Source organism: Cobetia sp. UIB-001 (assembly GCF_044789135.1).
Lineage (GTDB): Bacteria > Pseudomonadota > Gammaproteobacteria > Pseudomonadales > Halomonadaceae > Cobetia > Cobetia amphilecti.
Window position 1 is genome coordinate 130,021 of record NZ_CP058244.1, and the last position, 20,839, is coordinate 150,859.

Genomic DNA, 20,839 nt, shown 5'->3' on the forward strand with positions numbered 1-20,839 from the left:
CGGGGGCGTTTTCGTTTCAGTACGGCTGCCTGCGCAGGCAGCCGTGTCGGGGCAGCCGTGTCGGGATAGTGCAGGCGCTTGATCAGTCGCCGTCGGCATCCGGTTGGGTGGTCTGACGGATGCGCTGTTCCTCGGCATCCACGACTTCGCCGTCTTCGGTGGCATGACGCGTCAGCGGATTCTCCTCGCGACGCTTGGCGACCTTGGCGGCTGCCTCGCGCTGCTCGGGAGTCTTCGGCTGACCGGCGGCCGAGCCATCGATCACGAACGGCGCCTGCATGGTGCGCACGTTGGCCGGCGGCGCACCACCGTCCTTGTCCTGACCGAAGTACATGGTCATGTGCGGGAACGGGATCTCGATGCCAGCGGCGTCGAAGTGCTGCTTCACGAGCTTGTTGTACTCGCGACCGATGGCCCACTGGTTGCCCGGGCTGGTCTTGATCATCACGCGGATGTTGACCGAGCTGTCGGCCAGGGCCGAGACGCCGGCGATGGTGACCGGCTCGAGAATCTCCGGACCATAGCTGCCTGCCTCGAGCTCATCGAAGGCCGCACGCAGGTGCACGATGGCGTGGTCGACATTCTCGCGATAGGAGATGCCGTATTCGCCGACATGGTAGGCGAAGTCACGCATGTAGTTGGAGACGGTATCCACCGACGAGAACGGCACGATATGGAAGGTGCCGGACAGGTCGCGGATGCCCACCGAGCGGATGGTCAGGCGTTCCGCGGTGCCGGTCACGCCACCGGCAGAGACCACATCGCCGGTGTTGATGGCGTTCTCCAGCTGGATGAACACCCCGGTGATGATGTCCTGCACCATCTTCTGGGCGCCGAAACCGATCGCCAGACCCAGTACCCCGGCACCGGCCAGCAGCGGCGCGATGTCGATGCCGATCTCGGACAGCACGATCATCGCAGTGAAGACGATCATCGCGATGGCGATGGCATTGCGGAACAGCGCCAGCAGGGTTTCCACCCGCGAGGACGGCTTGCCCTTGCCGGTGTCCGGATTGAGCTTGTGCTCGATCAGGCTGGCGATGCCGACCCAGACCGCGATGGCGAAGGCGAGAATGAACAGCACATGGAAGATGCGCGACAGCAGCAGGGCACCGGCATCGGTTGCCAGCCACTCGCCGAGCGCCACGATGTGCCAGGCATTCAGCACCATGCCGACCACCACGATCAGGATGATGGCGCGCATGATGCGCAACGCAGTCGGTATGTAGGAGTTGAGGCGCTTCTCGAGCAGCGGCAGCTGACCACGCAGCTTGTCGGAGATCTGGATGCGCTTGCCGATCAGCTGCGTCACCACGCGCGACAGCAGAGCACCGCCGCCAATGGCGAGCAGCGTCTTGAGCGTCGCCCCCATCATGAACGGCAGCGCCTCTTCAGGCGTCGTCTGCGAGATGATGAACAGGGTGGCGAAGTAGGCCAGCGCGATCAGGTGCCAGGTGCGCGCCAACATGCGCAGACACACGGCGATGATCGCGTTGTGCGCCTCGCGGGCTTGAGTGAGCAGGCGGTCACGCAGAATGATGCGATTGCGCGAGATCACCACGATGGCCCAGACGAGGGTAATGGCCATGATCAGCAGATTGACGAAGCTGCCAACGGCCGGTGCCAGGTTGTTGTTGATCATCGGCACCACGACCAGGATGCCGTAGCCGATGAAGCCGGCCAGCATGGCCAGGGAGCGGTTCCAGTAACGTGCCACCTCATCCGGCATCGGCAGCAGACGCAGCCCCTTGTAACCGGAGGAGAACAGCATGCGCATCAAGGCCTTGAACAGCTCGATGACCAGATAGGCGTTCAGGAACATCGACTCGCGCTGACCGATCACGCCCTGTTCGCCATAGGCGAAGATGGCGAGCAGATAGCCGCCGAGGAAGGCGAGACCGATGACCGCGATGTCCACCACCGCCGCGACCAGTACCGCCAGCAGGGTGCGCAGCAGGGGGCTGCGGTGCTGGCCATCCAGTGACCACTGGCTGACGCGCGAGAACAGCGGCTTGGCGAGCCTGCGCAGCACGAGGAACAGCGCGATGGTCGAGATGACGACCAGCCCGAGGCTGATGGCCTCGCTGGTGAAGCGACTCCAGTCGATCTCGTCGGCGTCCTCGTTGGCCAGACCATCGAGAGTGCCCAGCATGCGGTCCAGCGTGGCGGAGAGATCCGCGACCAGGTCCTGGCTGATGGCCGCCAGCTGGCGCGACAGTGACGGCGAGTCCTCGCTCAGGGTGACGTCTTCCCCCGCCACCTCGACGGCTTGTTCACTCGCCTTGCTGTCCAACTGTCGCAGGCCTTCGATCAGGGCCTCGCGCTGACTGGGGTCTTCCAGCAGCGTGGCCAGACTCTCGTAGGAGGATGTTGCGCCATCGCCGCTGCCGCCCTCGGCCGGGGCGGCATGGGACAGGCTGCTGAACCCGAGGCTCAACACCATCAACAGCATCATCAGGCCGGACATCAGCCAGGCAGGTCGCCATGAGTCCGGTTGGCGCGAGGCAGCAAGGGCGGGAGGGGAGTGCGGGGGTGTCGGAATCGCCACAGATGGCTTCTCCATGTCGGTGAGTGTGTGAGGCGTCGGGGTAGAGAGTGAGAGCAGGCTCCGCAGGTGCATCAGAGGCTCGCAAGCGTCCCATCAATAACGCGAGGATCTGTCAGGTAGATGTTGAAGGGGCGTCACGCGCGTCCTGCGCGCACGCCGAGCGAGAGTCCATCCCTCAGTTATCGGGGCACTTGGTGCTATCCCAACCCCTGCGGGGACTCCGCCAGAGACATTCTTGCGCACAGCCTGCGGCAGGCGTCGCCAACCTTCAAGGTCTTCAGGCGCTGCTCGGGGAAGAGGCGTGACCTGCTGCCACGCAGGATGTTGCAATGTCGCGTTGCATGAACTGGTGTGGTGAGTCACAGGATGAGTCGGTATTGTTGCGATTGATTATTATTCGTTGTTCAGGTGTGATAGTCATGCGCACAGGGGCCGCCTTGCGGTATCGTCCTGCGCAGGATCACGCCTGCCTTCGCTTGAGTGCGAGATCATTTCCTTCATTTCGGAGTACTGCATGACCGTCTCGTCGACTGCTTTTACTGCTCGTGGCATGACCCGGCCTGCATGGTTCAAACAGGGCCTGATGGCGACCTTGGCGGTAGCGCTGATGGGGGCTTCCCTGTCTGCCGAGGCACGCAGTGTCGAGACGGCCTACGGTGAGCTGGACATCGAGGGCACGCCGCAGCGTGTCGTCACCCTGTACGAAGGCGCGCTGGATGTGGCCGTCGCCAGTCAGGTGACGCCGCTGGGCACCGTGACCACGCGTGGCGGTGATGGCGTGGCGAGCTATATCCAGTCGCAGGTGCCGGACATCAAGATCATCGGCACGCCGCGTGAGTTCAATCTCGAGGCGATCGTCGCGCTCAAGCCGGACCTGATCCTGGCGCCGCCGGGCCTCGACAAGTCCCAGTACCAGCTGATGTCGCGTCTGGCGCCGACCGTCGTGCCGAGCGCTTCAGCGCTGAGCCAGCAGGGCTGGAAGGAGCAGAGTCGTGTCTATGCCGAGGCGCTGGGCGAGACGGCCGAAGCGGAACTCGAGACACGTCTGGCCGCCATCGACGCGCACGCCGCGCGTCTGAAGGCCGAGATGACCACCCCGGAAACCGCCAGTCTGGTGCGTCGCATGCCGGGTGGCCTGATGGCGATGTCCGACCAGCTGTTCGCGACCGGCCTGATGGCGGCCAGCGGCTATGAGCTGGTCGGCGGTGATCTGGTCAAGCCGGGTCGCCCGCATTCCGATCCGCTCAGCGACGAGAACATGGCACGCATCGATGCGCAGACCATCTTCCTCGCCACCATGGACGATTCCTCTGATGCCGCGGTTGACGCCCTGGCGGCAGAACCGGCCTTCCAGCGTCTCGAGACAGCGGACCGCGACAGCCTGGTCGGCGTGAATGGCCAGTTGTGGACCAGCGCCAGCGGCCCGTTGGCCGCGGAAGCACTGCTGAAGGATATCGACCGGGCGCGCGATGATGGCTAGTCGCAGTCATGTCGGTGCACGACGTTTGACCCCTGCGCTGGCAGGGGACCTCCCGCAACCGCGACGCGGGAGGTGGTATGCAGGCTGAAGAGACCTCTCCACAGGTCCGCAGGCCACGCGCACATGCCGCCCGGATGACCCACAAGGTCTCCGGGCGTCTTGCGTTGCGTCAGGTGATGCCGCTGGCCTGTCTGAGCGCCCTGCTGACCTGTCTGGCCAGCCTGCTGTGGGGGGCTGGCGATGTCGGCCCCTGGCAGGCGCTGCAGGTGCTGGCCGGACAGGGCAGCGATCAGGCGCGCTTCGTGGTGCTTGAGCTGCGCGCGCCGCGTACCCTGATCGGCATGGTGGTCGGCATGATGCTCGCCTGTGGCGGCGCCCTGATGCAGGTGGTGGCACGCAACCCGCTGGCGGAGCCGGGCTTGCTGGGCGTGAGTGCCGGGGCCTCCTTTGCCGTGGCCGTGGCATTGTTGCTGGGGATGGAGGCGACCGGCATGCACGTGATGGTGGCGCAGAGTGGTGCGCTGCTGGGCTGTCTGTTCGTGATGAGCACCGTGCGGATGAGCGGCGCACGTCAGGACCCGGTGCGCCTGGTGCTGGCCGGCGCGGCGCTGTCGAGCCTGCTGGTGGCGCTGACGTCTCTGGCCTTGCTGATCGACCAGCGCGCGGCCGACGAGATCCGCTTCTGGGTGATCGGCAGTCTGGCCGGGCGCTCGCTGGAGGCGCTTTACAGCAGCCTGCCCAGTATCCTGCTCGCGGTGCTGCTGACGCTGTGGCTGGCGCGGCCGCTCTCCGCGATGGTGCTGGGTGAGCAGGTCGCCAGTGGCCTGGGCCATCATCCCAAGCGCGTGCGCAAGGTCGCGATCCTGGTGGTGGCGCTGCTGGTCGGTGCCGCGACGGCCCTGGCAGGGCCGGTGGCCTTTGTCGGCCTCGCCGTGCCCTATGTGGCGCGAGCGCTGTGCGGCGCCGATGTGCGGCGCACGCTGTGGCTGTGCCTGCCGCTGGGCGTGACCATGCTGCTGAGCGCCGATGTGGTGTCGCGGCTGGTCGTGCCGCCCTCGGAGCTGCCGCTGGGGGTACTGACGACCCTGATGGGCGCGCCCGTGCTGATTGCCGTGGTGCGTGCTCGCCGTCTGCCCACCCTGTAGTAGTTGGTGCCTCTGGCGCTTGCGGCGTGAACGATGATGGAGGCCAGGCTGGCGCGCATGCCGGTGCCATCGCCTCATTGCTTGAATCGACCGGCCCTGTCAGGCGTTGTCCTGACAGGGCCTTGTTTGGAATCGATGATGTCTAGACCTTCACCGCTTGATCCCCTTCGCTCAGCCCCCACAGGCACGCTCTGGTGGCGACATGGCAAGCTGTCCCTGCTGCTGTTGCGTGCGCCATTGCTGGCGGCCGGAATACTGCTGCTGGCGCTGCTGATGGCCAGTGTCGCCTCGCTGATGCTGGGCAGTGCCGGCCTCGGGCCGTGGGATGCCTTCAAGGCGGCCTTCGGGCACGGCGAGTTCGCCACCGTCTTCGTGGTGCAGGAACTGCGCCTGCCGCGCCTGCTGGCCGGTATCGCCACGGGCGCTGCCTTCTCGCTGGCGGGCTGCCTGATGCAGACCCTGGCCGGCAATCGCCTGGCGACGCCGGGCATCATCGGCATCGACAATGGCGCGACCGCCTTCGCGGTGGCCTCCGTGGTCGGGATGGGCATCTCGTTGGCGCCGCCGGTCATGGCGCTGAGCGGTGCCGTGATCGCCACTGCGCTGGCCTTCGGGCTCTCCGGCGGCATCGGCACGCGTGGCTATCGCTTCCTGGTCGCCGGTATCGGGGTCGGGGCGCTGTTCGGTGCCGGCACGCAGCTGATGCTGGCAAGAGTCTCCATCGATGCCGCCAACAGCGCCTATCCGTGGACGGTCGGCAGCCTCAATGCGCGTGACGCCGATTCGCTCACCTGGCTGGGACTGGCCTTGCTGATCGGCGTGCCGATCGCACTCTGGCTGGGGCGCGGGCTGAATACGCTGCGCTTCACCGACCGCGTCGCGACCGGACTGGGGCAGCCGGTCTCGCGTGTACGCCTGATCACGCTGTGGCTGTCGGTCGTGCTGACGGCGGCGGCCGTCGCGGTGGCCGGGCCGGTAGGCATGGTGGCGCTGGTGGGCCCCGAGATCGCACGCTACCTGTCGCGCCACAAGGGTGTGCCGCTGCTGGCTTCGGCGCTGGCCGGTGCGCTGGTGATGGTGCTGGCCGACCTCGCCGGTCGCACCCTGCTGTCGCCACTGGAAATCCCGGTCGGTATCGTGATGGCCGTGGTCGGCAGCCCTTATCTGCTGTGGATACTGCTGCGCAGCCCGCGCTAGCCGTTGCCCCTATTTTCCTGCTGAGCAGCCCAGGGCCAGCCCTTGCCGCTCAGCGTCGCACGACATGTTTCAGCGGCTGATGATGTTCCAGCGGCCGATGATGTTTCAGGAGAGTGCGCCATGAGCGCTGAGACGATGCTTGATCCGCGAGCGATGAATTCCCCGGCCGATCGCCACGCCGCGGCCACCACCGGCACCCTGCGAGCGAACGAGCTGTCGCTGGGCTACGGCGCGCGCCAGCGCCATGTCACCGTGATCGATTCGCTGACTCTGGGGCTGCCCGATGGCAAGGTGACGGCGATCGTCGGGCCCAACGGCTGTGGCAAGTCGACACTGCTGGCAGGGCTGGCTCGCCTGCAGTTGCCTGAGTCAGGCGCGGTGCTGCTGGAAGGCAAGGACATTCACGCCTATAAGCGGCGCGAAGTGGCCCAGCGCATCGCGCTGCTGCCTCAGGAGACGCATTCGCCCGAGGGGGTAACGGTACATGAGCTGGTGCGTTTCGGTCGTCAGCCCTATCAGGGCGCGCTGAGTCAGTGGTCTGAGGAGGATCAACGGCTGGTGGCCGAGGCGATGGCCGCCGCCGACATCGAGAGCCTGGCGGACCGTGAGCTGGCCTCGATGTCCGGTGGGCAGCGCCAGCGCGCCTGGATCGCCATGGCGCTGGCACAGCAGACACCCTTGCTGCTGCTGGATGAGCCGACCTCGGCGCTGGATCTCGGTCACCAGATCGAGGTCTTCGAGCTGATCCAGCGTCTGGCCCATGAAGAGGGCAAGACCATCGTGATGGTGGTGCATGACCTGGCCAGCGCCTGCCGCTATGCCGACCACATCGTGGCCATGCATGCAGGCCACGTGATCGCGGAAGGTGCGCCCGCCGAGGTGGTGACGCCGGAGCTGGTGCGCAAGCTCTATGGGGTCGAGTGCCGCCTGATCCCCGACCCCGACACCGGCACGCCGCTGCTGATCGGTGTGCGCCGCACCAGCGAGCGCCTGAGCGGCAGCGCGACCTGAGCCCGAGGCTGTGGCCATGATGGGCGCTGTGGCGCCTGCGTGGCCGCTGCCGGGCCTTGCGCAGGCCTGAGAGAGGGGCTTGAGAGGCCTGAGAGGGCGACTTGAGGGGCGGTCTGCCACTGACAGGAAAAGGTCAGCCAGAACTGATCGCCCACAAACAGAAAGGCCTCCCCGAAGGGAGGCCTTTCTGTCACGGATATGGTGGAGGCGACGGGAGTCGAACCCGTGTCCGCCGGCACTCCGCCTTCGGCTCTACATGCTTAGTTTCATTATTTGATTTAACACTACTGCCGCCAATGAACAGGCTACAGCAATGCGATTCTCTGAGTTTTAATCTCGACCTTAGAGACGTCGGCCAAGACGATCCTGTTTATACGGGCTCGTTCTCAATCCACCTTGAACAGGCGCAACGGTATCATGAGCAGCTTATGCAGCTAGAGCGTAGTTGTCGTCGTTTGCGACTATATATTTGCAACGTTTTATTTACGAGATACGTTACGATCTCGGCATGCACCTCAGGGTTTGCCACCAGCGTCGAATGCCAGAACGCCCCCATAACAGTGTTACCACTTTACTGCGTTGCTACGTCTTCATCATAACAGGTGGGGACTGTGCTACGCCAGTTCAAGCGTTCAGGAAAATTTCTGACCTGACAGTAGCTTGCTGGCGTGAGCTGCCTCACGCTGCCCTCAGCGGTCGCGCAGGATACGGGCCTTCTGACGATTCCAGTCACGGTCTTTCTCGGTGGCGCGCTTGTCGTGCAGCTTCTTGCCTTCCACCAGCGCGATCTCGCACTTCACGATCGCATTCTTCCAGTACAGCTTGACCGGCACACAGGTGTGGCCCTTGTCCTGGGTGCGCGAGAAGATGCGTGCGATCTGCTTCTTGTGCAACAGCAGCTTGCGCGTGCGCTGCGGGTCCGCCACCGCGTGGGTGTTGGCGGTTTCCAGCGGGTGGATGTGGCAGCCCAGCAGCCAGGCTTCGGCATTCTTGATCACGATATAGGTATCGGTCAGCTGGCCCTTGCCTGCGCGCAGCGCCTTCACTTCCCAGCCTGCCAGTACCAGACCCGCTTCGAAGGTTTCCTCGATGTGGTACTCGTGGCGTGCCTTCTTGTTCTGGGCGATCAGATTGCCGCCCTGTTCGGGTTTCTTTTTCTTGCCCATGTTGCCTCATTTGTCGTGTGCGCCTGCCGTCATCCAGTGTGGATATGGCACATCCTTCTGGATGGGGGGAGGCGTGTTACCATTCAAGGCCAGACGGCACTTCATGCGCCGGCCCATTGTTCATGATACGCATGCTGCGTATCCAAGTCAGCGGAGAGCTAGATGCCTACGGTCAACCGGTCTGCCCTGGTGCGGCATTCGGCCCGGGCAATGTTCGATCTAGTCAATGATTTCGAGCGTTATCCCGAATTCCTGTCCGGCTGCAGCAACGCGGAATTGCTGGAACGTGATGAGGACCATCTCAAGGGCAGGCTCACCCTGTCCAAGGCAGGCATGCAGCAGAGCTTCGTCACGCGCAATGACCTGTATGCCCCCGAGCGGATAGAGCTGAACCTGGTCGATGGCCCCTTCAAGCGTCTGCAGGGGACCTGGCTGTTCACGCCGCTGGGCGAAGACGCCTGCAAGGTCTCGCTCGAGATGGACTTCGAGTTCAGCAATCGCCTGCTGGGCATGGCGTTCGGCAAGCTGTTCAGTCAGGTCGCCGCTCAGATGGTCGAGGCCTTCACGCGCCGCGCTGACCAGATCTACACCCAGCGCTGACACATGGCCGTCGGCCAGGGTGAAACGCCGCGCAGGTGATATATCGCACAGGTGGTATATAAAGGTGGCGAGAGCAAAGGAGCAGACATGACAGACAGAATCACGGTCGAGGTGGCCTATGCGCTGCCCGACAAGCAGAAGATCGTCTCGCTGGCGGTCGCCCCCGGCACCACGGCGCGCGAGGCCGTGCGCATGGCACGTCTGGAGCAGCACTTTCCGACGATTGCCGCCGAGGTGTTTCTCGAGGCGGACCTGGGTATCTTCGGCAAGGCACTGCGCAAGCCCGATGAGCATGTGCTGGACGCCGGGGATCGAGTCGAGGTCTATCGCGCCTTGATCACCGACCCCAAGCTTGCACGCAAGCGGCGCGCCGACAAGGCCGCTCGCGCCGCTCAGTAAGACGAGATACAGGCGAGAATCAAAAACAGCGGGGCACCTTTCAAGGTGCCCCGCTGTTGTTCTGGCTTGTCACTGAGTGAAGAGGACAGTGATCAGCGCTCTTCAGGCAGGTCGGCTGCGCCTGCCTTGGGTTCAGCACGGTTAGGCTGTGCCGCGCGAGGGTCGATGTCCAGGTCCGGCACGATGACGGTTTCCTGGTCGATGTCGCCGCTCTTGTCGATGTTGGAGAGTGAATCGCCTGCGAAGGTCAACGTCACGCGCTTGTTGATGATTTCGCCATCCGCTTTCTTGAGGCGATAGACGTAGTCCCAGCTATCCTCACTGAAGGGGGCGGTCAGCAGCGGTGAGCCCATCACGTAGATGACCTGTTCGCGGCTCATGCCCGGCTTCAATTGCTCGACCATTTCCGGCTTGATCAGGTTGCCCTGAGGAAGGTCGCGCTTGTAGACGCTGAAGTAGCTGCACCCGGTGAGCAGCGACAGGGCGCTGCAAAAGGCGACTGTTTTGATCAAGTTTTGCATTTGCCCTGAAGATTCCCTATCGTTTTGCCTTGGCCGATCATACCTGATACATCAAGCGACTGCGAAGAGTACCCCAGCATGGCCGATCAGAACCATGAACTGCGCAAGGCGGGACTCAAGGTAACCCTACCGCGAGTCAAGATCCTGCAGATCCTCGAGAAATCGACGGATCGACACCTGAGTGCCGAGGACGTGTACAAGGCGTTGCTTGAGGCTGGCGAAGATGTCGGTCTGGCGACGGTTTATCGTGTGCTCACCCAGTTTGAAACAGCGGGACTGGTGATGCGTCACAACTTCGATGGCGGTCACGCCGTCTTCGAACTGTCCCAGGAAGAACACCATGACCACATGGTATGTCTGGACAGCGGCGAGATCATAGAGTTCTGTGATCCCGAGATCGAGCGCCGTCAGCGCGAGATCGTCGAGGAGCACGGCTATGAGCTGGTCGAGCATGCGCTAGTGCTCTACGTGCGCCCCAAGGGCGACAAGAGCGATAGCTGACGCGGGTTGCGTCAGGGATGACGTGGCCGGAGAGCCTTCTCCGGCCAGATACACGAACGGCCGCCCTCAGGGGCGGCCGTTCGTGTATCTGGCGTTCATGTTTCCTCAATCCATGACTCTGGCGTTCGTCTTGTTGAGGAGCGTCATTGGACGAATGGACGTCGCTGGCAGTGCATGAACGGCGACTTTGACGACAGCGCTCAGTGGCGGCTGTCGGCAGCGCCGAGCATCTCGCGGGCGTGGGCGAGGGTCTGCTCGGAGAGGTGAATGCCGCCCAGCATGCGTGCCAGCTCGCGCACACGGCCGCTTTCATCCAGTAGCGCCATGTGCGTGCGGGTCGTGTCCTTCTCGGCCTGCTTCTCTATATGCAGGTGCTGATGCGCCTGTGCGGCGACCTGCGGCAGGTGAGTGACGGTCAGCACCTGGCCCTTGTCGCCCAGGCGACGCAGCAGCTGACCGACGATCTCGGCGGTAGCGCCGGAGATGCCGACATCGACTTCATCGAAGACCAGGCTGGGGATGGTCGAGCGACTGGCGGCCACGACCTGGATCGCCAGTGACACACGCGAGAGCTCGCCGCCGGAGGCGACCTTGGCCAGCGCACGTGGCGGCTGGCCCGGGTTGGCGCTGATGCGGAAGTGGATGCGTTCCATGCCTTCCGGCTGCGGGCGCTCCCGCGCCTCGATGGCGACCTCGAAGGTGGCCTTGCCCATGCCGAGGAAGGCCAGCTGGTCCTGGATGTCGCTGGCCAGTTGCGGGGCGGCAGTGGCGCGTTTGGCGCTCACCTCACTCGCCAGCCCCTTCCAGGCCTCGCGACGCTGAGCCACTTCTTCCCGCAAGGCTTCGATGGCCTCCTCATCGCCACCCAGGCCGTCGAGTTCTTCGCTCAGACGCTGATGAAGGCCATGCAGCTCGTCCGGCATCACATGATGCTTGCGTGCGATCTGGTGAATGCGGCTCAGGCGCTCATCGACGAAGGCGAGACGCTCGGGATCGAGTTCGGTGACTTCCACGAACCGATGCAATTCACGCGCCGCTTCTTCTATCTGGATGCGCGCTTCCTCGAGCATGCCCAGCGCACTGGCCAGTGAGCCATGCTCGTTGCCCGGCAGATGCGCCAGACGTGCCAGGGCCTGGTTGAGGCGTGGCAGCGCACCTTCTTCGTCGTGATCACAGCATTCGGCGGCGGACTGCGCCTCGGCCAGAATCTGCTCGGCATTGGCCAGCGTTTCCTGCTCCTGTTCCAGGGCTTCCAGCTCCCCTTCGCACAGCGCCAGTTCATCGAGCTCCTCGACCTGATAGCGCAGCAGCTGGCGGCGTGCACGCACCTCATCGCCATCATTGCTCATGCGCTTGAGGCGACGATGCGCCTCCTGCCAGTGACGGAAGTCCTCGCGCAACTGGGCAGCCTGAGTCTCCAGGCCCGCATATTCGTCGAGCTGACGCAGATGCGTCTCTTCCTTGAGCAGGGAGTGATGCGCGTGCTGGGAGTGGATGTCGATCAGGTGCTCGCCCAGCTCGCGCAGGTCGGCGATGGTGCAGGGCGTGCCGTTGATCCAGGCCTTGGAGCGGCCGCTGGCGGTGATGACGCGACGCAGCAGGCAGTCGTCGCTGCCCAGTTCGCGCTCATCCAGCCACTGACGGGCGTCGCCAAGCTCACTGATATCGAAACGCGCGATGAGGTCGGCGCGGTCGGCGCCATGACGCACGCTGCCGGCATCGGCGCGCTCGCCCAGACACAGGCCGAGGGCGCCGAGCAGGATGGACTTGCCGGCACCGGTCTCGCCGGTGATGGCGGTCATGCCGCGGCGGAAATCGAGTTCCAGCGTTTCGACGATGGCAAAATCTTGGATGGCGAGTTGCAGCAGCATGACTACCTCCGAGGGGGCTTTGACGTACGCCGTGCTGGGAGAACATCAGCGGACCCGGACTCGATGGGCGGGCTACGGTGTCGCCATACAGTATGTTTATACAGTGAACATGGCTTTTTATACAGCACGTTCGGGTGGCCTTCAATCCATGCCGGACTCAGTGGGGAGAAAAGCCTGCGGCAAGGCTTGAGAAGCGATGTGCTGTCCCCATATAGAGGCACTGACACTTTCAGTCGGCAGCAATGGCCTGGCCTTGCTGCCTCTCAAGGCAACTCATGGCCTGTCTGTCAGCCAGTGCGCGTGATGCTTCGCGACAAGCTCAGCAGGCCACGAATCAGGGCAATGGCGCATAGACGCCGGCCCGCAGGAGATCAGCATGGCTCAGGACCCGCAGACCCCGATGGACGAAGAGCTTCAGCGTGCCGCTCGCGATGCCGAGCCGCAGCCGGAAACGCCGGAAGGTGAAGTGATCGACAACGTACTGGATGCCGACGATACCGGCGCCGAAGGCTCTCTGGTGGACAACCCGGAAGCCGAGATGCTGGCCGCCCAGGTCGAAGAGCTTGAGCAGGCCGTCAAGGAAGCCAAGGACCAGGCACTGCGTGCGGCTGCCGATGCGCAGAACGCGCGCCGTCGTGCCGAGCAGGACGCCGAGAAGGCGCGCAAGTTCGCGCTGGAGAAGTTCGTCAAGGAAATGCTGCCGGTGGTGGATTCCCTCGAGAAGGCACTGGAATCCATGTCGGGTGACGAAGCGGCCAAGACCCACGTCGAAGGCATCGAGATGACCTTGAAAATGCAGCTGGATGCCCTGAACAAGTCAGGCGTCGAGCAGCTGGATCCGCACGGCGAGCCCTTCGATCCGGAATACCATCAGGCTGTCGCCATGGTGCCGTCCCCGGACGCGGAGCCGAACAGCGTCATCGACGTGATGCAGAAGGGTTACACCCTCAATGGCCGCCTGGTGCGTCCGGCGATGGTGGCAGTCAGCAAGGCCTCCTGAGGCCTGCGCGCTCCCGACGCCCGATAGGCGTTGGATCGCGCCCTGTGGGGGCTCAGGGCGATCCGGCCCGGGAAAATTTGCCCGGCCGGGTCTTGAAACCCTGACACGCGACCCCATCTAGAGAAACAAGTTCAGGCACCGACACAAGGTGCCGACATCCAGACTTATCTTTCAGGCTAGCAACAGATTCGAGGTATACGATTATGGGACGCATCATCGGTATTGACTTGGGTACTACCAACTCCTGTGTGGCAGTGCTCGACGGCGAGAAAACCAAGGTCATCGAAAACGCTGAAGGCGGTCGCACCACACCGTCCATCATCGCTTACACCGACGACAACGAGATTCTGGTCGGCCAGTCGGCCAAGCGTCAGGCAGTGACCAACCCGGAGAACACTCTCTTCGCGGTCAAGCGCCTGATCGGTCGCAAGTTCAAGGATGATGTGGTTCAGAAAGACATCAAGATGGTGCCGTACAAGATTGTCGAAGCCGACAACGGCGACGCCTGGGTGCAGGTGAAAGACAAGAAGATGGCACCGCCGCAGATCAGTGCGGAAATCCTCAAGAAGATGAAGAAGACCGCGGAAGACTACCTCGGTGAAGAAGTCACCGAAGCCGTCATCACCGTTCCGGCCTACTTCAACGATTCCCAGCGTCAGGCGACCAAGGACGCCGGCCGCATCGCGGGTCTCGACGTCAAGCGCATCATCAACGAGCCAACTGCCGCAGCCCTCGCCTACGGCATGGACAAGTCTCGTGGTGACAAGACCATCGCGGTCTACGACCTGGGCGGCGGTACCTTCGATATCTCCATCATCGAAGTCGCCGACGTCGACGGTGAGACCCAGTTCGAAGTGCTCGCCACCAACGGCGACACCTTCCTGGGTGGTGAAGATTTCGACATGCACCTGATCAACTACCTGGTTGACCAGTTCAAGGCAGACAGCGGTATCGATCTGTCCGGCGACAACCTCGCCATGCAGCGTCTGAAGGAAGCCGCCGAGAAGGCCAAGATCGAGCTGTCCAGCGCTCAGCAGACCGACGTGAACCTGCCGTACATCACGGCTGACAACACCGGTCCGAAGCACCTGAACGTCAAGGTGACCCGTTCCAAGCTCGAGTCTCTGGTCGACGACCTGGTCGCACGCTCCCTGAAGCCGTGCCAGACCGCGCTGTCCGACGCCGGCCTGTCCGCCTCCGAGATCGACGACGTCATCCTGGTCGGTGGTCAGACCCGCATGCCGCTGGTGCAGTCCAAGGTGGCCGAGTTCTTCGGCAAGGAAGCTCGCAAGGACGTCAATCCGGATGAAGCGGTCGCCGTCGGCGCCGGCATCCAGGGCGGCGTGCTGGGCGGCGACGTCAAGGACGTGCTGCTGCTGGACGTGACGCCGCTGACCCTCGGTATCGAGACCATGGGTGGCGTGCTGACGCCGCTGATCGAGAAGAACACCACCATCCCGACCAAGAAGTCCCAGGTGTTCTCCACCGCTGACGACAACCAGGGCGCGGTGACCATCCACGTCCTGCAGGGTGAGCGCAAGCAGGCCGCGCAGAACAAGTCTCTGGGTCGCTTCGACCTGGCCGACATTCCGCCGGCACCGCGCGGTGTGCCGCAGATTGAAGTCGCCTTCGACCTGGATGCCAACGGTATCCTGAACGTGTCCGCCAAGGACAAGGCGACCGGCAAGGAACAGTCCATCGTCATCAAGTCTTCCGGCGGCCTGTCCGACGACGAGATCGAACAGATGGTGCGTGACGCGGAAGCCAACGCCGACGAAGACAAGAAGTTCGAGGAAATGGTCCAGCTGCGCAATCAGGCCGACGGCATGATTCACGCGACCAAGAAGACCCTGACCGAAGCCGGTGACAAGGCCGAAGCCAGCGAGAAGGAAGCCATCGAGACGGCCATTTCCGAGCTGGAAGAAGCCCTGAAAGGCGACGACAAGGATGCGATCCAGGCCAAGCTGGATGCACTGACCGAAGCGTCCGGCAACCTGGCGCAGAAGCTCTACGCCGAGCAGGGCGCCCAGGGTGAGCAGGCTGCCGAAGGTCAGGCTGGCAAGAAGCAGGACGACGACGTGGTTGACGCCGAGTACGAGGAAGTCAACGACGACAAGAAGTCCTGAGGGATTTCTTGAACGACGTCTGATGACAGCGCGGGAGCCTTGTGAAGGTGTCCCGCGTTGTCGTTTGCATCGGTGGCGCCTTGCGCTAGCCGCGAGCCACCGGTGACAACCGGCATTCCAGAACAGACCGGCAGCCTCAGGCTGCCAGCAATCCAGGCGGACCTGATCCATGTCCAAGCGTGATTATTACGAAGTGCTTGGTGTCGAGCGTGGCGCCGACACCAAGGACATCAAGAAGGCGTACCGACGCCTGGCCCAGAAGCATCACCCGGACCGCAACCCGGATGATGAAACTTCGGCCGAGAAGTTCCGTGAAGTCTCTGAGGCCTATGAAGTGCTGTCCGATGCTGACAAGCGCGCCGCCTATGACCAGTTCGGTCATGCCGGTGTCGATGGTCAGGGTGGCGGTGGCTTCGGTGGCGGCGGCTTTGGCGGTGGTGGTGCCGGCGGCTTCGGCGATGTGTTCGGCGATGTCTTCGGTGACATCTTCGGTGGCGGCGGTGGTCGTCGCAACCCGAACGCTCCGCAGCGCGGCAGCGACCTGCGTTACAACCTGGATCTCGATCTGGAATCGGCGGTTGCCGGTACCACGGTCGATATCCGCGTGCCGCGTCTGGCGGCCTGTGGCCACTGCGATGGCGATGGTGCCGAGCCGGGTTCCAGCAAGGAAACCTGCCCGACCTGCAATGGCATGGGCAAGGTGCGCATGCAGCAGGGCTTCTTCGCGGTCGAGCAGGCATGTCCGACCTGCCACGGTCGTGGCGAGAAGATCAGCGTGCCGTGCCGCAAGTGTCACGGCGAAGGCCGCGTCCAGGAATCCAAGACCCTCTCGGTCAAGATTCCGCCGGGCGTCGACACCGGCGACCGCATCCGTCTGAACGGCGAAGGCGAGGGCGGTGTCAACGGCGGGCCGTCAGGTGATCTGTATGTGCAGGTCAACCTGCGCGAGCACGAGATCTTCAAGCGCGATGGTCGTCACCTGCAGTGTGAAGTGCCGATCAGCTTCGTCGATGCGGCGCTGGGCGGTGAGCTCAACGTGCCGACCCTCGACGGACGTGTCGTGCTGAAGATTCCGGCCGAGACCCAGACCGGCAAGCTGTTCCGTCTGCGCGGCAAGGGCGTCAAACCGGTGCGCGGCGGCCCCGCCGGCGACCTGCTGTGCAAGGTGGTCATCGAGACCCCGGTCAGCCTGAATGAAGAGCAGAAGGAGCTGCTGCGTCAGTTCCAGCAGAGCCTTGGTGATACCGGCAAGAGCCATTCACCGAAGGAGAACAGCTTCTTCGATGGCGTGAAGAAGTTCTTCGAAGACATGAAGCCCTAGGCATTCGCCTTGCCGTCTGCGGGCCAGCCCCGTGGACGGCCCTCATGCCAGAGAGCCCCGCATTCGACTTGTCGAGTGCGGGGCTCTCTGGCATGAGGGCCCAGTGGCTCAGTCCAGTAACACAGCCCGGGGCGTGGCTATTCCTGCGCTGATTCAGCCGTGAAGGCCTCTGGCTCGATGACGGCAAAGCAGCTCAGCAGCGTGGTCTGGAAGCTGCTGAAGTTGTCATCCGAGATCATCAGGAAGCGATTGCCTTCCAGATGCGTCAGCCCTTCGAAGTTGTCCAGCGACCAGCCATCGCCGCTCGACAGGCGTGCCAGGGTGCGCACCTCGGCCTGGGTGCCGGGCTCGCCGAGATGCGCGCGGCGCAGACTGATCACCAGCGGGAAGGGCGGTGAGAAGGCGCGCTCCAGCATCAGCATGTCACCGTCGGGCAGCATCTCCATTGCGGTCAGGCTCGAGCCGGTGTCGCTGGCCAGCGGGTAGCTCCACTCGTGCTTGTCATCGAGGCTGAAGATGCGCGTCATGCCGTCGCTCATGCCCTCGGGCGTGGCTTCCAGTCCGGCGAGCATGCCGTATTCCGGGTGCAGGGTCAGGGCTTCCATGCCGTTGTTGGGCGCCGCGCCGCGCGCGCCCATCGGGGTGAAGGGCTCGCTGACGGCCAGGCCGCTGGGCAGGAAGTGCTCGACGCGTGGCTGCTGCTCGAAGCTGATCACCAGGCGGGAATCGCCACGGCGGTCATTGTTCGCGCGCAGCAGCTGCAGGCCCTCGGCATCACTGAGGGCGCCGCGCAGCGAGACATCGGTCTCGTCGCGCAGGGTATAGGTATTGAGTGCCTTGGCCCCGACCAGCTCACCGTGACGGAAGGCGAGCCGCAGGCGGTGCAGCCAGCCGCGGTCCGACACGGCATACAGCAGTGACTCGTCCTGGTCCCAGCCGATGTCCGACAGGCCCCCGACGGGGGTGTCATCCAGCCATTTGCCCGGCAGCCTGAGTGTGCCGCACCACTGGATTTCCGGGAACTCGCTCTTCTGTTCCGGCGATGCCAGCGTGTAGGGACGCGGGTGAACGCCGCAGGCGCTCAACAGGCCGGCGAGCACCGTGGTGACAGCTAGGGTCTGGAGCATGCGCCAGCGGCGCGAGGCGGGGGATTGGCGTGCAGGCATGCTGACTCCGGAGACTGAGCGGTGATGAGAAAAATGACGATCAACAGGAGACAACCTGGTACGAGGCTACTCTAGCGCGTAACCGACACAAATACATGACGTCAGCCAACGCTGCAGGCGGCTGATATACTCGTGGCAACAGCATAGGTGGCACGCTCGGGGCATGCTCGCGGGCTGTCACCCTCAAGACCCACAACAGGCAGGAGTCAGCATGACCCGTATCGCAATCATGGGCGTCGCCGGACGCATGGGACGCACGTTGGTCGAGGCCGTCGGTGCAGTGGAAGGTCTGACGCTGGCGGCGGGCATCGTCGAATCCGGCAGCTCCCTGGCGGGCGTCGACATTGGTGAGCTGGCCGGTCAGGGCCGTCTGGGCGTGGTCGCCAGCGACAGTCTGACTGCCGTGGTGGATGACTTCGATGTGGTGATCGACTTCACCGCACCGCAGGTGACACTGGCCAACCTGGCGCTGTGCGCCGAGCACGGCAAGCGCATGGTGATCGGCACGACCGGTTTCACGCCGGAGCAGCTCGAGCAGCTGGATGGCTACCGTGACAGCGTGCCCTTCGTGTTCGCGGCCAACATGAGCTCCGGCGTCAACCTGACCCTCAAGCTGCTGGAGACCGCCGCGCGTGCCCTGGGCGATGCCGGCTACGACATCGAGATCATCGAGGCGCACCACCGCCACAAGGTCGATGCCCCGTCCGGCACGGCGCTGGCGATGGGCGAAGCCGTGGCACATTCCATCGGGCGTGATCTCGCCACCCATGGTGTCTTCGCGCGTGAAGGTCAGTGCGGCCCGCGTACCGACAAGGAAATTGGCTTCGCCACCGTGCGTGCCGGTGACATCGTCGGTGAGCACACCGTGATGTTCGCCACCGAAGGCGAGCGCATCGAGATCACCCACAAGGCGTCGAGCCGCATGACCTTCGCCAAGGGCGCGGCACGCGCGGCCGAATGGCTGTCAGGACGCGAAGTCGGCCGCTATGACATGCAGGATGTGCTGGGGCTCAAGTGAGCGAAGTAGAGAGCAAGGTGGTGAGCGGAATGGAGAGCCAAGCGCTGAGATGACAGTCTGGCGACATTCAGGAGAATTTCTTGAAAGCTGTCTCGGTGGGCAGGATGTGGCGCACTCGTGAGCCATTCTGGCCGCCTTGCGCCGCTGGACTGCCTCGCTTTACAAGCGCTGTGCAGTGTCCCGGCTCGGCCAAGGGTTTCGGCAAGCTGACCGCGGCGACGAAACGGCCGTATCGTGGGCCTTGTCGCCTGCTGGCGGGGCATGCGCGGGGTGGTCAGCACTCAAGGATTCCGGTAATCTCTACCCAATTTGGCCACGTTCTTGGCCGCCCTATTGGTTGCCGTTTTGGCAGCGCTCGGGCCAGCAGCATTCCGAAGAATGATAACAAGCGGGATGAAACCTGATTTTTCGGTTTCGTCCCGCTTTTTTGCAACCTGAATTTGCCGCTTCTGGCGCGCGTCTGTCCAGTGACAGGCATCTGGCAGAAGTCGGCAGCGGGACACAGGCTCGGCGAATGTCGAGCACGATAATCAAGCAGCATGTCCGGTGTTCGACCGCGGATTCCGGGCAGGAAAGTGGACACTATGGGGAGGACGTTGCGTTGATCAAACCCGCGATACTGGCCTTGGAAGACGGCAGTGTATTTCACGGCAGCGCCATCGGTGCTGATGGGCAGACCAGCGGCGAGGTGGTGTTCAACACTGCCATGACCGGCTACCAGGAAATCCTGACCGATCCCTCCTACACCCGACAGATCGTCACTCTGACGTATCCGCACATCGGCAATACCGGCATCAACGACGAGGACACCGAGTCCGACAGCGTCGCAGCCGCCGGCCTGGTCATCCGCGACCTCCCGCTGCTGGCCAGCAACTTCCGTTCCACTCGCTCCCTCGATCAGTACCTGCGCGACGATAATGTCGTCGGCATCGCTGATATCGACACGCGTCGCCTGACGCGCATCCTGCGCGAGAAGGGCTCCCTGAACGGTGCCATCCTCGCCGGTGAAGATGCCCAGGGTGATGATGCCGTGGAACGCGCGCTGGAAGCGGCACGCGCCTTCCCGGGTCTGAAGGGCATGGACCTGGCCAAGGAAGCCTCCTGCAGCGAGCAGTTCGAGTGGCACGAAGGCGAATGGACACTGGGCGAAGGCTATGCCGATACCCGTGAGTCCGAGCGTCCCTTCCACGTGGTCGCCTACGACTACGGCGTCAAGCACAACATCCTGCGCATGCTGGCCTCCCGCGGCTGCCGCCTGACCGTCGTGCCGGCGCAGACGCCTGCCGCCGAGGTGCTGGCGCTCAATCCGGATGGCGTCTTCCTGTCCAACGGCCCGGGCGACCCCGAGCCCTGCGACTACGCCATCACCGCGATTCGTGAAGTGCTCGAGACCGACACGCCGGTCTTCGGCATCTGCCTGGGTCACCAGCTGCTGGCACTGGCCTCCGGCGCGAGCACGGTCAAGATGGGCCACGGTCACCACGGTGCCAACCACCCGGTGCAGGACCTCGACAGCGGTGTGGTGATGATCACCAGCCAGAACCACGGCTTCGCAGTGGATGAAGCGGGCATGCCGAGCAGCCTGCGCGCGACCCACAAGTCGCTGTTTGACGGTAGCCTGCAGGGCATCGAGCGTACCGACCGCCCGGCCTTCAGCTTCCAGGGTCACCCGGAAGCCAGTCCCGGCCCGCAGGACGTCGCCCCGTTGTTCGATCGTTTCATCGAGATGATGCGCGCGCGACGCTGAGCCGAGCGCAGGCCCGAGGGCC

Annotated in this window: 17 protein-coding genes and 1 other RNA gene; 12 read left to right on the forward strand and 6 right to left on the reverse strand. The window is 63.8% G+C overall.

Translation table 11 applies throughout. The features are described 5' to 3' along the window. Window positions 1–82 precede the first annotated feature (82 nt). The gene (locus tag HA399_RS00595; RefSeq protein ID WP_404325685.1) at window positions 83–2,563 is read right to left on the reverse strand and encodes a mechanosensitive ion channel domain-containing protein; all 2,481 of its coding nucleotides are present in this window, start codon (window positions 2,561–2,563) and stop codon (window positions 83–85) included. A 568-nt stretch (window positions 2,564–3,131) separates the two neighbouring features. Between HA399_RS00595 and HA399_RS00600 the strand changes: the two genes are divergently transcribed. The 4 genes from HA399_RS00600 to HA399_RS00615 all read left to right on the forward strand — a co-directional run bounded on the left by HA399_RS00600 (window position 3,132) and on the right by HA399_RS00615 (window position 7,381). Then, window positions 3,132–4,028, forward strand: coding sequence for an ABC transporter substrate-binding protein (locus HA399_RS00600; RefSeq protein WP_404325686.1), 897 nt, complete (start codon window positions 3,132–3,134; stop codon window positions 4,026–4,028). Window positions 4,029–4,204: 176 nt separating this feature from the next. Continuing rightward, the gene (locus HA399_RS00605) at window positions 4,205–5,173 is read left to right on the forward strand and encodes an iron ABC transporter permease (protein ID WP_043333495.1); all 969 of its coding nucleotides are present in this window, start codon (window positions 4,205–4,207) and stop codon (window positions 5,171–5,173) included. Window positions 5,174–5,311: 138 nt separating this feature from the next. After that, window positions 5,312–6,370, forward strand: coding sequence for an iron chelate uptake ABC transporter family permease subunit (locus HA399_RS00610; protein WP_082388719.1), 1,059 nt, complete (start codon window positions 5,312–5,314; stop codon window positions 6,368–6,370). Between the two features lie 153 nt (window positions 6,371–6,523). Then, window positions 6,524–7,381 carry an ABC transporter ATP-binding protein gene (locus HA399_RS00615; RefSeq protein ID WP_404326869.1) on the forward strand — a complete coding sequence of 286 codons (858 nt, stop codon included), beginning with the start codon at window positions 6,524–6,526 and terminating at the stop codon, window positions 7,379–7,381. A gap of 199 nt (window positions 7,382–7,580) precedes the next feature. Here the strand turns inward: HA399_RS00615 and ssrA are convergent. Beyond that, window positions 7,581–7,935: a transfer-messenger RNA gene (gene ssrA, locus HA399_RS00620) on the reverse strand. A 135-nt stretch (window positions 7,936–8,070) separates the two neighbouring features. Beyond that, a complete protein-coding gene (gene smpB / locus HA399_RS00625) occupies window positions 8,071–8,547 on the reverse strand; it encodes an SsrA-binding protein SmpB (protein WP_043333345.1) in 477 nt (158 codons plus the stop codon). Window positions 8,548–8,709: 162 nt separating this feature from the next. On the opposite strand from smpB, the gene HA399_RS00630 reads away from it, so the two are divergent. Beyond that, window positions 8,710–9,147: a type II toxin-antitoxin system RatA family toxin gene (locus tag HA399_RS00630; protein ID WP_043333347.1), complete on the forward strand. Its 438-nt coding sequence runs from the start codon at window positions 8,710–8,712 to the stop codon at window positions 9,145–9,147. Window positions 9,148–9,234: 87 nt separating this feature from the next. Next, a complete protein-coding gene (locus HA399_RS00635) occupies window positions 9,235–9,546 on the forward strand; it encodes an RnfH family protein (protein WP_043333350.1) in 312 nt (103 codons plus the stop codon). Window positions 9,547–9,638: 92 nt separating this feature from the next. On the opposite strand, the gene HA399_RS00640 is transcribed toward HA399_RS00635, so the two are convergent. After that, window positions 9,639–10,067 carry an outer membrane protein assembly factor BamE gene (locus HA399_RS00640; RefSeq protein ID WP_052384519.1) on the reverse strand — a complete coding sequence of 143 codons (429 nt, stop codon included), beginning with the start codon at window positions 10,065–10,067 and terminating at the stop codon, window positions 9,639–9,641. A gap of 78 nt (window positions 10,068–10,145) precedes the next feature. Here HA399_RS00640 and fur point away from each other — a divergent pair, with 78 nt between their 5' ends. Beyond that, on the forward strand, window positions 10,146–10,568 hold the full coding sequence (fur, locus tag HA399_RS00645; protein ID WP_043333352.1) for a ferric iron uptake transcriptional regulator: 423 nt from the start codon (window positions 10,146–10,148) through the stop codon (window positions 10,566–10,568). Between the two features lie 200 nt (window positions 10,569–10,768). On the opposite strand, the gene recN is transcribed toward fur, so the two are convergent. Then, a complete protein-coding gene (recN, locus tag HA399_RS00650) occupies window positions 10,769–12,439 on the reverse strand; it encodes a DNA repair protein RecN (RefSeq protein WP_107335699.1) in 1,671 nt (556 codons plus the stop codon). Window positions 12,440–12,815: 376 nt separating this feature from the next. Between recN and grpE the strand changes: the two genes are divergently transcribed. The 3 genes from grpE to dnaJ all read left to right on the forward strand — a co-directional run bounded on the left by grpE (window position 12,816) and on the right by dnaJ (window position 16,886). Then, window positions 12,816–13,439: a nucleotide exchange factor GrpE gene (gene grpE, locus HA399_RS00655; RefSeq protein ID WP_043333357.1), complete on the forward strand. Its 624-nt coding sequence runs from the start codon at window positions 12,816–12,818 to the stop codon at window positions 13,437–13,439. A gap of 203 nt (window positions 13,440–13,642) precedes the next feature. Next, on the forward strand, window positions 13,643–15,565 hold the full coding sequence (gene dnaK, locus HA399_RS00660) for a molecular chaperone DnaK (RefSeq protein WP_043333360.1): 1,923 nt from the start codon (window positions 13,643–13,645) through the stop codon (window positions 15,563–15,565). A gap of 169 nt (window positions 15,566–15,734) precedes the next feature. Beyond that, complete coding sequence (dnaJ, locus tag HA399_RS00665) at window positions 15,735–16,886, forward strand: molecular chaperone DnaJ (RefSeq protein WP_043333362.1); 1,152 nt, start codon at window positions 15,735–15,737, stop codon at window positions 16,884–16,886. Window positions 16,887–17,023: 137 nt separating this feature from the next. On the opposite strand, the gene HA399_RS00670 is transcribed toward dnaJ, so the two are convergent. Further along, on the reverse strand, window positions 17,024–18,052 hold the full coding sequence (locus tag HA399_RS00670; RefSeq protein ID WP_404325689.1) for an esterase-like activity of phytase family protein: 1,029 nt from the start codon (window positions 18,050–18,052) through the stop codon (window positions 17,024–17,026). A 211-nt stretch (window positions 18,053–18,263) separates the two neighbouring features. Between HA399_RS00670 and dapB the strand changes: the two genes are divergently transcribed. Both dapB and carA read left to right on the forward strand, forming a co-directional pair. Next, on the forward strand, window positions 18,264–19,070 hold the full coding sequence (dapB, locus tag HA399_RS00675) for a 4-hydroxy-tetrahydrodipicolinate reductase (RefSeq protein ID WP_404325690.1): 807 nt from the start codon (window positions 18,264–18,266) through the stop codon (window positions 19,068–19,070). A 601-nt stretch (window positions 19,071–19,671) separates the two neighbouring features. Then, entirely contained in the window at window positions 19,672–20,817 is a 1,146-nt protein-coding gene (gene carA / locus HA399_RS00680; protein ID WP_404325691.1) for a glutamine-hydrolyzing carbamoyl-phosphate synthase small subunit, read from the forward strand. The last annotated feature ends 22 nt before the right edge of the window (window positions 20,818–20,839 follow it).